General features: G+C 66.3%; 19 protein-coding genes. 12 read left to right on the top strand and 7 right to left on the bottom strand.

The window, feature by feature from the left end; translation table 11 throughout:
- Positions 1-45 precede the first annotated feature (45 nt).
- The 11 genes from K3551_RS10270 (at position 46) to K3551_RS10220 (ending at position 5,864) form a co-directional block, all read left to right on the top strand.
- The gene (locus tag K3551_RS10270) at positions 46-912 is read left to right on the top strand and encodes an MBL fold metallo-hydrolase (protein ID WP_259912975.1); all 867 of its coding nucleotides are present in this window, start codon (positions 46-48) and stop codon (positions 910-912) included.
- Between the two features lie 70 nt (positions 913-982).
- Complete coding sequence (locus tag K3551_RS10265; RefSeq protein WP_259912974.1) at positions 983-1,405, top strand: YeeE/YedE family protein; 423 nt, start codon at positions 983-985, stop codon at positions 1,403-1,405.
- The gene (locus K3551_RS10260) at positions 1,402-1,821 is read left to right on the top strand and encodes a DUF6691 family protein (protein WP_259912973.1); all 420 of its coding nucleotides are present in this window, start codon (positions 1,402-1,404) and stop codon (positions 1,819-1,821) included. The genes K3551_RS10265 and K3551_RS10260 overlap by 4 nt, the downstream gene beginning before the upstream one ends.
- Before the next feature lie 94 nt (positions 1,822-1,915).
- Positions 1,916-2,344 carry a TIGR01244 family sulfur transferase gene (locus K3551_RS10255; RefSeq protein WP_259912970.1) on the top strand — a complete coding sequence of 143 codons (429 nt, stop codon included), beginning with the start codon at positions 1,916-1,918 and terminating at the stop codon, positions 2,342-2,344.
- The gene (locus K3551_RS10250; protein ID WP_259912969.1) at positions 2,341-2,694 is read left to right on the top strand and encodes a nitrile hydratase subunit beta; all 354 of its coding nucleotides are present in this window, start codon (positions 2,341-2,343) and stop codon (positions 2,692-2,694) included. Before K3551_RS10255 ends, K3551_RS10250 begins: the two co-directional genes overlap by 4 nt.
- The gene (locus K3551_RS10245; RefSeq protein WP_259912968.1) at positions 2,681-2,965 is read left to right on the top strand and encodes a nitrile hydratase subunit beta; all 285 of its coding nucleotides are present in this window, start codon (positions 2,681-2,683) and stop codon (positions 2,963-2,965) included. Before K3551_RS10250 ends, K3551_RS10245 begins: the two co-directional genes overlap by 14 nt.
- Positions 2,965-3,615: a nitrile hydratase subunit alpha gene (gene nthA / locus K3551_RS10240; RefSeq protein ID WP_259912965.1), complete on the top strand. Its 651-nt coding sequence runs from the start codon at positions 2,965-2,967 to the stop codon at positions 3,613-3,615. The genes K3551_RS10245 and nthA overlap by 1 nt, the downstream gene beginning before the upstream one ends.
- A complete protein-coding gene (locus tag K3551_RS10235; protein WP_259912963.1) occupies positions 3,612-4,022 on the top strand; it encodes a VOC family protein in 411 nt (136 codons plus the stop codon). Before nthA ends, K3551_RS10235 begins: the two co-directional genes overlap by 4 nt.
- A gap of 154 nt (positions 4,023-4,176) precedes the next feature.
- The gene (locus tag K3551_RS10230) at positions 4,177-4,788 is read left to right on the top strand and encodes a class I SAM-dependent methyltransferase (RefSeq protein ID WP_259912961.1); all 612 of its coding nucleotides are present in this window, start codon (positions 4,177-4,179) and stop codon (positions 4,786-4,788) included.
- Positions 4,785-5,093, top strand: coding sequence for a putative quinol monooxygenase (locus K3551_RS10225; RefSeq protein WP_259912959.1), 309 nt, complete (start codon positions 4,785-4,787; stop codon positions 5,091-5,093). The genes K3551_RS10230 and K3551_RS10225 overlap by 4 nt, the downstream gene beginning before the upstream one ends.
- 15 nt (positions 5,094-5,108) lie before the next feature.
- Positions 5,109-5,864 (top strand): AraC family transcriptional regulator, encoded by a 756-nt coding sequence (locus K3551_RS10220; RefSeq protein WP_259912958.1) that lies wholly within the window; start codon positions 5,109-5,111, stop codon positions 5,862-5,864.
- On the opposite strand, the gene K3551_RS10215 is transcribed toward K3551_RS10220, so the two are convergent.
- From K3551_RS10215 to K3551_RS10195, 5 genes are all read right to left on the bottom strand, one after another.
- Positions 5,861-6,835 (bottom strand): ABC transporter permease, encoded by a 975-nt coding sequence (locus K3551_RS10215; protein ID WP_259912957.1) that lies wholly within the window; start codon positions 6,833-6,835, stop codon positions 5,861-5,863. The two genes, K3551_RS10220 and K3551_RS10215, sit on opposite strands and share 4 nt — an antisense overlap.
- Positions 6,828-7,835 carry an ABC transporter permease gene (locus K3551_RS10210; RefSeq protein WP_259912956.1) on the bottom strand — a complete coding sequence of 336 codons (1,008 nt, stop codon included), beginning with the start codon at positions 7,833-7,835 and terminating at the stop codon, positions 6,828-6,830. Before K3551_RS10210 ends, K3551_RS10215 begins: the two co-directional genes overlap by 8 nt.
- Positions 7,836-7,969: 134 nt before the next feature.
- Entirely contained in the window at positions 7,970-9,685 is a 1,716-nt protein-coding gene (locus K3551_RS10205; protein WP_259912955.1) for a peptide ABC transporter substrate-binding protein, read from the bottom strand.
- A 116-nt stretch (positions 9,686-9,801) separates the two neighbouring features.
- Positions 9,802-10,797 (bottom strand): ABC transporter ATP-binding protein, encoded by a 996-nt coding sequence (locus tag K3551_RS10200; protein ID WP_311199721.1) that lies wholly within the window; start codon positions 10,795-10,797, stop codon positions 9,802-9,804.
- On the bottom strand, positions 10,794-11,843 hold the full coding sequence (locus K3551_RS10195; protein WP_259912954.1) for an ABC transporter ATP-binding protein: 1,050 nt from the start codon (positions 11,841-11,843) through the stop codon (positions 10,794-10,796). The genes K3551_RS10200 and K3551_RS10195 overlap by 4 nt, the downstream gene beginning before the upstream one ends.
- A 234-nt stretch (positions 11,844-12,077) precedes the next feature.
- Between K3551_RS10195 and argE the strand changes: the two genes are divergently transcribed.
- On the top strand, positions 12,078-13,238 hold the full coding sequence (gene argE / locus K3551_RS10190) for an acetylornithine deacetylase (protein ID WP_259912944.1): 1,161 nt from the start codon (positions 12,078-12,080) through the stop codon (positions 13,236-13,238).
- A gap of 7 nt (positions 13,239-13,245) precedes the next feature.
- Here the strand turns inward: argE and K3551_RS10185 are convergent, their stop codons facing one another.
- The gene (locus K3551_RS10185) at positions 13,246-13,620 is read right to left on the bottom strand and encodes a hypothetical protein (protein WP_259912943.1); all 375 of its coding nucleotides are present in this window, start codon (positions 13,618-13,620) and stop codon (positions 13,246-13,248) included.
- A 4-nt stretch (positions 13,621-13,624) separates the two neighbouring features.
- The gene (locus K3551_RS10180; RefSeq protein WP_259912942.1) at positions 13,625-14,074 is read right to left on the bottom strand and encodes a cupin domain-containing protein; all 450 of its coding nucleotides are present in this window, start codon (positions 14,072-14,074) and stop codon (positions 13,625-13,627) included.
- Positions 14,075-14,088: the final 14 nt, after the last annotated feature.

The following is a 14,088-nucleotide window of genomic DNA, read 5'->3' as shown; positions in this document are numbered from 1 at the left end:
CGCGGGGCCAGCGGTGGCGCGACCCTTCCGCAGGGAGGACCGAATATGACCGATACACCACAGGTCGAAGGCTTCTTCGACAGCGGGACCAACACCATCAGCTACCTTATGGACGATGGGACCACCTGCGCCGTGATCGACCCGGTGCTGGACTTCGACATGGCTGCGGGCCGCACCGGCACCGACAGCGCGGATCGCCTGATCGCCGCGATCCGCGACCGGGGGCTGACGGTGGACTGGCTGTTGGAAACCCATGTCCACGCCGACCACCTTTCTGCTGCGCCCTACATTCAAGAAAAACTGGGCGGCAAGATCGGCATCGGGGCGGAAATCGTCACGGTGCAGGAAACCTTTGGCAAGATATTCAACGAGGGCACACGGTTTCAGCGCGACGGCAGCCAGTTCGACGCCCTGTTTCGCGAAGGCAGCGTGTTCCAGATCGGCACCCTGCCCGTCCATGTCCTGCACACGCCCGGCCACACGCCTGCCTGCCTGACCTATGTCGTGGGCAAAGGCCAAGGGGGCGCGGCCTTTGTGGGCGACACGATGTTCATGCCCGATTTCGGCACCGCGCGTTGCGACTTCCCCGGCGGCTCTGCCGAGGTCCTTTGGGAGTCGATCCAGAAGATCCTGGCCTTGCCCGACGACACCCGCATTTTCGTGGGCCATGACTACAAGGCACCGGGACGAGACGACTTTGCCTGGGAAACCACCGTCGCCGCCGAAAAGCGGAACAAGCATCTGGCCGATGGGCGCGACGCCTTTCTCAAGATGCGCACCGAACGCGATGCGACCCTGGGCGCGCCCAAGCTGATCCTGCCGTCGCTGCAGGTCAACATGCGCGGTGGCCGGATGCCCGAGCCGGACGCCGAAGGCAACGTTTCCTTGAAGTTGCCCGTCAACCGGTTGTAGGCGCCCCTCCGCAGGGCCGGGTGCGAGCCCGCCCTGCGGGCACGAAACGAAGGTTGTGGAAAGGGTCACCATGGAAGGGATTATCTGGGATTTGCCCGCCGTTGTGCGGGCATTGGTCGGAGGGCTGATGATCGGCGGCGCGGCGGCGCTGATGCTGTTGGTCAACGGGCGCGTCATGGGGGCGTCGGGCATTCTGGGTGGGCTGGTCGATGGGACCGGCGATGCGCGCACGGAACGTCTGGCCTTTCTGGCCGGGCTGATCGGGGTGCCGTTGCTGATCGTGCTCGCCACGGGCGACCGGCCCACCAACATCGTCGCGGGTTGGCCCACGCTGCTGATTGCCGGGCTGTTGGTCGGGATCGGCACACGACTGGGCGCGGGCTGCACCTCGGGGCACGGGGTCTGCGGGATATCGCGCCTGTCGCCACGGTCGCTGGCCGCCACGGTCACCTTTATCGCCGCAGGCGTGCTGACCGTGCGGGTCTTCGCATGAGACCCCTGGTCGCCGCCGCCGCCGGTGCCCTGTTCGGCGGCGGATTGCTCGTCTCCGGGATGACGGACACGGCCAGGGTCCGGGGGTTCCTGGCGCTACTGGGTCCCGGTCCGTGGGATCCGACGCTGGCCTTCGTGATGGGGGGCGCGATCCTGCCGATGCTGTTTGCCTGGCGCGTCACCCCGCGCCGCGCGCCGGTGCTGGCGCAAAGCTGGCCAGAACGGGTCACCGGCCTCGACGGGCCGCTGATCGCGGGATCGGTCCTGTTCGGAATTGGCTGGGGCCTGGTCGGGCTATGCCCGGGACCGGCGCTGGCCTCGCTGCTTTGGGGGGGGCCGAAGGTGGCGGGCTTTGCCGCCGCGATGGTGCTGGGCATGGTGGCCCTGCCGCGCCTGCGCGCCCTGCGCGCGGCCTGATCCGACGCGGTCGCACCCGCGCGACCGCGTCTCTTTACCTCCTGCGCGCCTGCGGGCATCCTGCGGCGCAACCGGACCCAACCGAAAGCCCGCCATGGACCTGCGCCCCCTGGACGAGACGACCTCCGTCACGCCGCAACTCGACCCTGCCGACATGGCCGTTCTGGCCGCCGATGGGGTCACCGCAATCATCTGCAACCGCCCGGATGCAGAGGTCCCGCCCTCTCATCAGGCTGGTGCCATGCAGGCCGCCGCCGAAGCGGCGGGCCTGTCGTTTACCTTCAACCCGATCGCCATGCCGAACCTGACGCTCGACGCCGTCGAGGAACAGGCCGATGCTATCGCCGGGGCCGAAGGCCGCGTCGTCGCCTACTGCGCGTCTGGCACACGGTCCGCCGTTCTTTGGGCGCTGGCCATGGCCGGGCAACGTCCGACGCAGGACATCCTGGCCGCCACGCGCAACGCGGGCTACGCGCTCGATGGGTTGGCACCGCAGATCGACCAGCTGGCGGGTCAGGCATGACCGCCGGCGAAGCCTTTGCAGGCAAGCGGTGGCACGACATGGGCGGTGAACTGGCCGGTCCCGTGCCCGACGCCGACCACGATTTCGCGCTGTGGGAAAAGCGGGTCGATGCCTTGGTGATGCTGGCCAACATGAAGGGCATCTTCACCGTCGACGGGTTGCGCCGTGTTCTGGAAGACATGGGCGAAGACGCCTTCGAGACGCTCGGCTACTACGAACGCTGGGTCGGGTCGTTGAACCAGAACCTGCTGGAACAAGGGATCTATTCCGTGGCCGAACTGGCGGACAAGATGGCCGAGGTCGAGGCACGCGGCACCACCTATGGCACGGCGAGCGATGCCGGTGCCTGACACGTTTGCCCCCGGCACGCCCGTCCGTGTCCGCACCCTGATGCCACCGGGCCACGTGCGCACACCTGCCTACCTGCGCGGCAAGACAGGCGCCGTCGAACGGGTGCTGGGCCCCTTCGCCAACCCCGAACAGCTGGCCTATGGGCACCCCGCCCAGGCCCTGCCCCTCTACCGCGTCCGCTTTCGCCTGGGCGAAGTCTGGCCCGACAGCCAGACCCCCAACGACACCATCGACGCCGAAATCTACGCCCATTGGCTGGAGCCGCTCTGATGCCCCACGATCACCCGCACCACAGCCACGAGGGCATGTCCCCATCCGGCCACCCTTACCGCGCAGATCAGGACGGGCCGCTGACCTATTGGCAGGTGATGGAGATCGCCATTCGCGAGCTGATGATCGCCAAGGGCGTCGTCACCGAGGCCGAGGTCGCCCGCCAGATCGAGGCGATGGACGCCCGCTCTCCTGCGCAGGGGGCCGCCGTCGTGGCCCGCGCCTGGGTTGACCCCGATTTTCGCGACCGCCTGCTGACCGATGCCTCGGCAGCGGCGACCGAAATGGGTTTCGACATCGGGCCGCTGAAGCTGATCGCAGTCGAAAACACGGACACGGTACACAACGTGGTCGTCTGCACGCTCTGCTCCTGCTATCCGCGCAACCTGTTGGGCCTGCCGCCCGATTGGTACAAAAGCCGGGCCTACCGATCGCGCACAGTCCGCGAACCGCGCCGCGTGCTGGCCGAGTTCGGCGTGACCCTGTCAGATGACACCACGGTCCGGGTCCACGATTCCACCGCCGACATGCGCTATGTGGTGATCCCTGCGCGCCCCGCAGGCACCGAGACGATGGATGAGGCGGCGCTGGCCGCGCTGGTCACCCGTGACAGCATGATCGGGGTGGGTCTGGCGCGGATGCCCGGATGATCTCTCACATCTGCCTCGGCTGCGCCGATCTGGATCGTGCCGGGGCCTTTTACCGCGCGGTGTTGGCCCCCCTCGGACTGGTGGAACGCGCGGTCGAGGACGACGGCGGCCCCGTGATGTTCTGTTGGCACCTGCCCGGTTGCGTGGCACCGCGCCTCTACATCACGACCCCCTACGATGACAGCGCGGCCACGGCGGGCAACGGAACGATGGTGGCCTTGATCGCGCCCGACCGGGCCGCCGTGGACGCGGCCCACGCGGCGGGCCTGTCCATGGGGGGCAGCGATGCGGGCGCGCCGGGCCTGCGCCCCAACTATGCCCCCGACTACTATGGTGCCTACCTGCGCGACCCGGACGGCAACAAGCTGCACCTAGTGCACCGGGCTGACCTGCTGGCGGCGCGCTGAGCAGCGCCGAAAACGCACCAGGAAAGGCACGCCGACGGATCTCGCAATAGGTGCCCGGTTCCGTTTGTCCGGCGCGCGCCGGTTTTCGTCTGCCTGCCGGAGGCACGCCGCCCGCAACTCGGTCATCTTGCCTCTGAACAGCCAGAGACCCGCGATGACCGATCAAACCCTGGACCCCTACGCCACAGCCGCCCCCTGGTGGGCCGATCGCATGCGCGGTCTGGGGTATGAGGCCGCTTATGGCGAAATGCTGGACCAACTGGTCCCGACCCGGCCAGGTGCCGTCTGCGACATGGGCGCGGGCACCGGTACGCTGGCCGCCGCACTGGTGGCGCGTCTGGGCTGGCCCGACCGTCTGACCCTCGTGGACCGATCTGCCGCCATGCTGGCGCAGGCGCGCGCGGTCCTGCCGGGGGCCGAATGCGTGGCCAGCACGCTGGACGGTTACGGCACGCAAGGTGCCTTCGACCTGGTGATCAGCGCGCATCTGATCGAACATCTGGACGACCCGGTCGCGGGGTTGCGGGCCATGACGCGGCTGCTGACACCTGGCGGTCGCCTGCTGCTGATCGTCAGCCGTCCGCATTGGTGCCAATGGGTGATCTGGCTGCGCTGGCGACACCGTTGGTTTGCATCAGACACCGTCCAGTCCATGGCCCGCGCGGCGGATCTGCGCCCCCTTGCCACCACCGGCTTTGCCAGTGGCCCGCCCCGCCGCACCAGCCGCGCCTACCTCTTTACCCTAGCAACGGAGACCCAAGCATGACCCAGATTCTTGCCCTCATCGACGTGACCGTCGCCCCTGACAAGCGTGCCGAAGCGCAGGCCATTCTGGATATCGACGCAGCCGAGGCACGCGAAATGCCGGGCAACGTCGCCTTTGACGTGCTGACCGATCCCCATGCGCCCGACCGCCTGCGGCTGGAACACGGCTGGTCGGATGCGGCCAGCTTCGAAGGCTACCTCGCCTCCGACGCGTTTGCCCGCGCGTTGGCGGGGCTGAAGCCCCTGATGATCGCACCGCCGATCAGCCAACGCCTCGTCACGACCCTTTACGCGCCCGACGCCTAGGGCCACCCTGCGCCCATGAATGCCCCGCACAGCGCCTATTGCGTCAACGCTGACTTTCCGGCGGGCCCGCCACGCCCGTTCCGGATGGACCGGCATTACCTGCTCTATGCGCTGGCGGGGTCGATGACATTGACCTACGAAAGCCAGCGCTGGACCCTGCCGCCTGCGCGTGCCGCGCTGGTGGCCGCCGACACGCCGATCGAGGTCGCGATCACCCATCCGCTGCGCTGCTGTTCCGTCCTGCTGGACGCGGACACGCACCCGGCTCCGCCCGCGCTGCTGTCGGTGTTCGAGGTGACGCCGCTTTTGCGGGAGCTGCTGACCACCTGCCGCCCCTGGGACACCCCAGACGGGCCGCGTCCGGACCTGGCCGAAACGCTGTTCGGCACGCTGGCCGCGCTGGCCTGGTCCCTGTCCGCCCGGACCAGTCCCGCTGTCCTGCCCGTTGCCCGCAGCCCCGCCATCGCCCAGGCGTTGGAATATACCCAGTCGCGACTGGATGCCGAGCTGACGCAACAGGACGTGGCCGCCGCCGTCGCCCTGACGCCCCGCACCTTCGCCCGCCGCTGCACGGCGGAGTTGGGGATGTCCTGGGGCCAGGTGCAACGACGCATGCGGATGATCCGCGCCGCCGAGCGGCTGACCCTGAGCGATGCGCAGGTGTCGCAGATCGCGTTGGAGGTGGGCTACGCCTCCCTCTCGGGGTTCAACGCGGCGTTTCTGGCCTTTTACGGCCGTACGCCCAGCGCCTACCGCGCTGAGGGGCGTTAGCGCCCCCGGATCCGCGGATCCAGCGCGTCGCGGAGCCCATCGCCGACGTAGTTGATCGACAGGACAACCAGCGAGATCGCAATCCCCGGCCAGAAGGCCAGCCCCGGGTTCAGCTCCAGGAACGGCACCCCGTCGTTGAGCAGACGCCCCCAGGTCGGGAAGTCGGGCGGAAAGCCCAGGCCAAGAAAGGACAGCGCCGATTCCGTGATGATCGCGGTCGCGATGCCCAAGGTGGCCGAGACCATGATCGGCGACAGCACGTTGGGCAGAACGTGGCGCGTGATCACCCGTCGCGGCGGCGTGCCGATGGACCGGGCGGCCAGAACGAACTCCCGCTCCTTCAGGGCCAGCACGTCGCCCCGCACGATCCGCGCGGTCTGCATCCAGGACGTGATGCCGATGGCCGCCACGATCAGGATGAAAATTCCGGTCTCGATCCCGAAGGCCGCCGTCAACGGCTCCCGGAAGAGCAGAACCATGACCAGCAAGAGCGGCAGCAGCGGCAGCGCCAGGAACAAGTCGGTAAAGCGCATCAGCGGCCCGTCCAGCGCCCGGAAATACCCTGCCAGAACCCCGATCAACGTGCCCAGCAGCAGGCTGAGCAGCATGGCCGCCCCGCCAACCGCAAGACTGACCTGACCGCCCGCGATCATCCGCGCGAACATGTCCCGGCCCAGACGGTCGGTGCCAAAGGGATGGGCCAGGCTCATGCCTTCGTTGCGGGCGCGCATGTTGGTCTTGATCCCGGTTTCCAGATCCCAGAACAGCGGGCCAAGCACCACCAGTCCGACGATCAGCAGGAACACGAGGGCCCCGAACATCGCGCCCTTGTGGGTGCGGAACTGGTCCCAGACATCCCACCATTGGCTGCGCGAGGTGGTGTTGGACAGGACCGGGTCGGTCCCGGCCACGGCTGCGGAATTGGCGACGACGCCTTGATCGGTGCCGATATTGGTCTGCGGCTCAGTCATAGCGGATCCGGGGGTCGAGGATGCCATAGAGGACATCGGCGATAAGGTTGAACAGCACGATCAGCACCGCAAAGATGAAGGTCAGCGTCTGCACCATCGGCAGGTCGTTGGCCTGGATCGCGGTGATCAGCAACTGGCCGATCCCGTTCACCTTGAACACCTGCTCGGTGATGATCGCCCCGCCAAAGATCGACGGGATGCCCAGGGCGATGACGGTCACCACCGGGATCATCGAGTTGCGCAGGACGTGGACCAGAACCACCGTCCGTTCCCGCAGTCCCTTGGCGCGGGCGGTGCGGACGTAATCCTGGTTGAGATTGTCCAGCATCGACGCCCGCATGAACCGCGACAGCTGCGAGGTGATCTGCAGGGCCAGCACCATGACCGGCAACACCATCTGCATCACCTGCTGCTTGAAGGCGGCCCAACTGTCGACGACCAGCGTGGTGTCATAGATCGACGGGAACCATTTCAGCTGCACCGCGAAGATCACGATCACCAGTACGCCGGAAAAGAACGGCGGGACCGAAAAGCCCACCATGGTGACAAAGGTGCCCGCCTGGTCGAAGACCGAATACTGCTTGTAGGCGGAATAGATGCCCACCGGGATCGCGATCACGATGGCGATGATATAGGCGGTGCCGACCACCCACAGGGTCTGGGGAATACGCTCGGCGATGGCGATGAAGACCGGTGCGCGGTTCTGCCAGGAAATGATGCGCAGCTTGTCTTCGGCAAAGCCGGTGCCGAACAAGGCATCGACCACGTTCAAGGGCTCGATCCAGAAGAACTGTACCAGCCATTTCCAGAACCGGATCGGGGCCGGCTCTCCCAGGCCCAGGGCCTGCCGCATCTGTTCCTTGACCTCGGACGGCACGGTCAGTGGCACGTTCGCCATGGGGTCGCCGGGCGCAAGCTCCAGCAACATGAAGATGACGAGCGCGATGAACAGCAGCGTCGGTATCGCGAAGAGCAATCTTCGAATGGTGAAGGTCAGCATGGGCCATCCTGTGCGAAGGGCGGGGTCGGTGGGTTTTACCCACCCTACGCAGGCCACGGCGTAGGGTGGGTGAAACCCACCGCGCAATGGGCGCGGCAGGGTGGGCGGGCCGCGAACGGCCCGCCCGGTTCAGGTCATTCGCCGATGCGGTACCAATCGGCGATGTTCCAAATCTCGCTGTCCCAGACGTTCAGCTTGACGCCGCCCAGGGTGTTGGCGTGCGCTGACAGACGACCACGGTGCACCAGCGGGATCATACCGCCACGCTCGATGATCATGTCGTTGAGCTGCTTGGCGATCTCGGCGCGGGCCTCGATGCCGGAGGTTTTGGACAGCTCGCTCCAGAGGGCGTCGAACTCGGGATCGCAGAAGCGCGAGATGTTCTCACCCTGCCACTGGGTCGCGGGGCTGGGGGCCTTGTCGCACAACCCGTTGCCCAGATAGGCCTGCGGGTCGGTGCCGTTGAAGGTGTTGGCGTACATCTCCACGTCGGCATAGAACTTCTGGAAGGTGTCGGGCGACCCCGCATCCCCACCGAAGAAGACCGATGCGTTGACGTTGCGCAGCTCGACCGAGATGCCGATTTCTTCCCACCATTCCTTGATCAGCGCCTGGAAATCCTGGCGCACGGCGTTAGTCGACGTCTGGTAGAGAACCGACATCGGCTTGCCGTCCGCTTCGCGGATGCCGTCGCCATCGCTGTCGACGTAGCCCGCGTCTTCCAGCATGGCCTTGGCGCCTTCCAGGTCCTGCACGTCGCACTTGATCGAGGTGGAGGCGAAGACTGCGGGTGCCGGCACCCAGTTGCAGCCGACCTTGCCGGCCTGACCGTAACCGATTTCCACCAGCAGCGGGCGGTCGATGGCCATGGACAGGGCTTTGTAGACCGCCGGGTCACCCAGGAACGGGTGCGGGCGGATCACCGACCGCTCATCCGGGCCCAGCGCCGGATCGGGGTTGGTGTTGTTGAGCATGATCCGCTCGACCAGCGGGCCGAAACCCGCGACCGGGGTGCCCAGGCCGCCTGCTTCCATCGAGGCGATGACCTCGGGGGCCAGCTGCAGGTTCCAGGCATAGTCGAACTCGCCGGTCTGCATCACGGCACGACCGGCCGCATCGGCGTCGCCGCCACCCTTGAAGTTGACGCTGGCGAAGGCGGGCTTGCCCTCGACGCGGTAATTCGGGTTGGCCGAAAAGGCGATGACGTCATTGGTGCGGAAATCATCCACGACAAAGGGGCCGGTGCCGATCGGGCCAAAGTTCTGATCGGTGCACGACGATGCCGCCGCGCCGACGCAGGATTCGAACTGCGCCTTCTGCAGGATCGGGCTCTCGCCACCCACGAAGGCGGTATAGGGATAGGGGTTCGGGTCCGCGAACGACACCACGACGGTCAGCGCGTCGGGGGTTTCGACCCCGGTGACGCCCTCGAACTTGGTGACCTGGGCGCAGCCGCCTTCGGGGTTGGTGCAGTATTCCCAGGTGAATTTCACGTCCTCAGAGGTGAACGGCGTGCCGTCCGACCACAGGATGCCCTCTTTCAGCTTCCAGGTGATCGTCTTGAGGTCTTCGGAGATGCCGCCGTTGTCGACCGTCGGGATCTCGGTCGCCAGCCAGGGCTGGATCGAGCCGGTTTCATCGAAACGGGCCAGCGGCTCCACCACCAGCGAGGCGGCCTCGACGTCCTTGGTGCCGCCCGACAGGAACGGGTTCAGGGTCGACGGGGCCTGCCAGTAGATGATGTTGACCTGGCCGTCGCGACCGCGCTCACCTTCGTGGCCATCGGCCATGGCCATCGGCGCAAGCGCGAAGCTCGCGGCGGCGCACAGCAGGGCTGATTTCATTTTCATTCGGGGTTCTCCTTGTTGGCGCGCCCTCTCCCGGACGCGTTGCGCTCGAATCCGAGCCTCGGCGCGCGCTCTCTCGGCGCGTCGCCCACCGGGTTTTCCGTGGAAAAACCGGGATTTCATGCCGCTCCGCCCTGGGCCGGGTCGTGCAGGTGACACGCCGCCCAGTGGCCGGGCGCCACCTCGCGGAAGTCAGGATCGATCCGGCGACAGACGTCCATCACCTTGGGGCAACGGGTGCAGAAGTTGCATCCATCCGGCGGGTTCGCCGGGCTGGGCACGTCGCCCTGCAACACGATGCGGTCCTTTTTCTGACCCGCCTTGGCCGGGTCCGGCTCCGGCACGGCAGAAAGCAGAGCCTGCGTGTAAGGATGCAGGGGGGCATCATACAGATCGTCACGCGGGGCCAATTCGACCACCTTGCCCAGATACATCACCGCTACGCGGTCGGCGATATGGCGCACCATCGACAGGTCGTGGCTGATGAACAGGTAAGTCAGGCCTAACTCGTCCTGCAGCTCTTCCAGCAGGTTGACGACCTGCGCCTGGATCGACACGTCCAGCGCGGCGATGGGTTCGTCGCAGACGATGAACTTGGGCTTGAGCGCCAGTGCGCGGGCAATCCCGATCCGCTGCCGTTGTCCCCCCGAGAATTCGTGCGGATAGCGATTGATGAAGGCGTCGTTCAGACCGACCTGATCCATCAACTCGCGCACCCGCGCGCGCTTCTCTGTGGTGGAGAGCGTCGTATGTTCGTCCAGCGGCTCTCCGATGATGCTGCCCACGGTCATGCGCGGGTTGAGCGAGGCCTGCGGGTCCTGAAACACCATCTGCATCGTCGGCCGCATCGACCGCAGGCTGCCCTGGCTGTCGGATCCGATGGCCCGCCCATCGATCACGATTTCACCGTCGGTAATGTCATAAAGCCGCAGCACCGCGCGCCCGCAGGTCGACTTGCCGCAGCCGGACTCGCCCACCAGGCCCAGCGTTTCGCCTTCCATGATCGAAAACGTCACCCCGTCCACGGCCTTTACCGCGCCCACCTGACGGCGCAGCAACCCGGCATAGATCGGGAAGTGCATCTTCAGGTCGCGTACCTCGACAAGCGGCTTCATGCGGGGGCCCCTTCCAGAGAGTCGCGCCCGGTCCGGGCCAGAGGGTGGAAACAGGCGACGTCATGGCCCTCGGCCACGATTTCGCGATGTGGGTTTTCCGCGTGGCACCTCTCGAAGGCAAGCGGACACCGATCGCGGAACGGGCAGGCCGTGGGCGCGCCGGCCAGGATCGGCGGCTGCCCTTCGATCACCTGCAATTTTTCGGCGCGTGCGCCCGATACGGACGGGATCGTTTTCAAAAGGGCGCGCGTGTAGGGGTGGCGCGCGTCGTTGAATAGCGGGAACACCGGGGCCTGTTCGACCACCTGCCCGCCGTACATCACCAGCACCCGGTCCGCGATGCCCGCTACCACGCCCAGATCATGGGTGATCCAGATGATCGCCATGCCCAGTTTCTTGCGCAGGTCCTCGACGATCTCCAGGATTTGCGCCTGAATGGTCACGTCCAGCGCGGTCGTCGGTTCATCTGCAATCAGAACCTTGGGATCGCAGGCCAACGCGATGGCGATCATCACCCGCTGCCGCATCCCGCCCGAAAACTGGTGCGGATAGTCCGACAGACGCCCCCGCGCACCGGGAATGCCCACCAGTTCCAGCAACTCGACCGCGCGTTCACGGGCCTGCGCCTTGTTCATCCCCATGTGCCGCCGCAGCGGTTCCATGATCTGAAAGCCGACGTTGAAGACCGGATTCAACGAAGTCATCGGATCCTGAAAGATGAACCCGACCTCGCCGCCACGGACCTCGCGCAGGCGGGCGGGGCTGACCTTCAACAGGTCTTCTCCGTCCAGCAAAACCTGGCCTTCGCGGACTTCGGCAGGGGGGCTGGGCAGCAGGCCGATCAACGACATCATCGTGACCGACTTGCCGGACCCGGATTCCCCGACGACACCCAGCAGCTCGCCTGGCTTTACCTCGAAGCTGACCGAATTGACCGCGTGAACCTCGCCCCCGCGTGTCCCGAAAACGGTACACAAGCCCCTGACTTCCAGCACATTTTGAGCATCACCGGGGACCCACCCCTCGCGCGCATTGCCGTCTGGCATACACTATTCCCTGACTGTTTCGGCGCGCTCTGACGGCACGTCTTCGGATCAGGCTAACAGATGATCGCGCCCCCGCAAGTGTCGTGCCCGTTTTCCGTGCATCACGTGGGGTCGGTCTGTGCACAGGGTCAGAAAACGGGCAAGCGGCCCGATCATCGGGCATACTCCGCCCAAGGACCGCACACCCCTTGACCACGCCGCCCTGTCGCGCCACCCCTTGCGCCGGAGGTACCCATGGCCAATTCCCCGACCGCACGCGAAATTCTGGACCGCCTCGTGTCCTTCCCGACCGTCAGCCGCGATTCGAACCTCGAGCTGATTTCCTGGGTTGAAACCTATCTGGCCGGGTTCGGTGTCGCGTCGCGCCGCGTCTATGACGCAACCGGAAAGAAGGCCGCGCTTTATGCAAATGTCGGGCCCGAGGTGGCCGGGGGCGTCGTGCTGTCGGGGCATACGGATGTCGTGCCGGTGGATGGGCAGGCCTGGACCACCGATCCCTGGACGGTCACCGAAAAGGATGGGCGCCTCTATGGGCGCGGCACCTGCGACATGAAGGGCTTCGACGCGCTGGCGCTGGCCATGGTGCCCTATGCGCTGGAACGTGGCGTGTCGCGCCCCCTGCAACTGGCGTTCAGCTACGACGAAGAGATCGGCTGCATCGGCGCGCCGCCGATGATCGACGACATGGTGGCCCACCTGCCCCGCGCCGCCGCAGCCCTGATCGGAGAGCCGTCGATGCTGCGCCCGGTGACGGGCCACAACGCCTCGACCATCCACGAGGTTCACGTTCACGGGTTCGAGGTGCATTCGTCCAAACTGCCGCAGGGCGTCAGCGCGATCCACGAAGCCGGGCGCATCCTGCAATGGGTCAACGACCGCAACGCCATGCTGATGGCCGAGACGCCTTCGCCCATCTCTGCCACCTTCGACCCGCCCCATACCACGGTGCATGTCGGCATGATCCAGGGGGGCACGGCGCACAATATCACGGCCAGGGATTGCACCTTCAAGCTGGGTTTCCGCGTCCCTGCGGGCGACGATATGGCCCGCCATTCGAAGGCATTGGAAACCTTCCTGACCGACCTCGATGCCGAGTTGAAGACGCGCCACCCCGAGGCAGGCGTGTCCTGGGTCTGCAACCACGGGGTGCCCGCCCTGACCCCCGAAACGGACGGCACCGCCGAGACGCTGATCCGCCGCCTGACAGGGGACAACGGCACCCACGTCGTCACCTACGGGACCGAGGCGGGACAGTTTCAGGAACGCGGCTATTCGGCAGTGGTCTGCGGCCCGGGCGACATCGCCCAGGCCCACCAGCCCGATGAATGGATCGCGGTCGACCAGTTCCAGAAGGGCGAGGCCCTGTTGCGGCGCCTGGTCGACACGCTGGTCTAGCGCGGGTTCAGGCCCGCGCGGGGCCGACGCCGTTGCGCAATACGGTCACGACGAAGACGACCATCGACAGAACCCAGACGACCGACCCCACCTTGGCCAGCGCCTCGCCGCTGCCGGAAATCGCCATTGCGATGCCTGGCACCAAGATGATCAGGCCCAGCAGGCTCAGCCCGAAATGCCCCATCACCCAGCCACGCCCGACCTGCGGGGTCAGGGCGTAATAGACACCGTAGATCGCCATCGACACCCAACCCAGTAGGTTCAGGTGCCCATGTGCGGGCGAAAGCGTGTGATCGCCCGTGGCCGACATCTGGATGCCCCACCCCATTCCGATCAATGCCGCCACCGCCCCGGTGGCCAGAAACAGCTTTCCGTAATCCATGACCCTACTCCATCCCCAGGGGCGGTCCGGTGAACCGCAGGTTGTGACGCCCCGCCGAAGCCTCGATCGCGGGCATGTCGTCGGGAATGCGGAACTGACCCTTCGCCATGTCGGCGAAAAAGCCTTCGAACCCGCCGGGCGTCAGTATTACCAGATGGCGACAAGGCGCGTCATCGGTGACGCGAAACGTGTGCTCGGTGCCGCGCGGCACAAAGATCGTCTCGCCGGGGCCTTTGACGACGGTTTCCCCAGCGACCCAGAATGCGCAGGTCCCGCTGAGAATGACGAAGGTCTCGTCCTCCGCATCGTGCACATGGCGCGGCGGCCCGGACCCTTCGGGTGAGACGGAATCGACGATGGACATGGCCCCACCGCTCGCGTCGGTTGTCAGGATCGGTTTGTACCAGGTTCCGGCCCATTCATAGGCTTCGGGTCCAAGGATGGAATGTGACATCGGCTCCCCCTGTT

The sequence above is a fragment of the Jannaschia sp. M317 genome (assembly GCF_025141175.1).
In the GTDB taxonomy this organism is placed as follows: domain Bacteria; phylum Pseudomonadota; class Alphaproteobacteria; order Rhodobacterales; family Rhodobacteraceae; genus Jannaschia.
The sequence above is the reverse complement of the archived record's forward strand: the minus strand, read 5'-3'. Positions and strand labels throughout refer to the sequence as shown.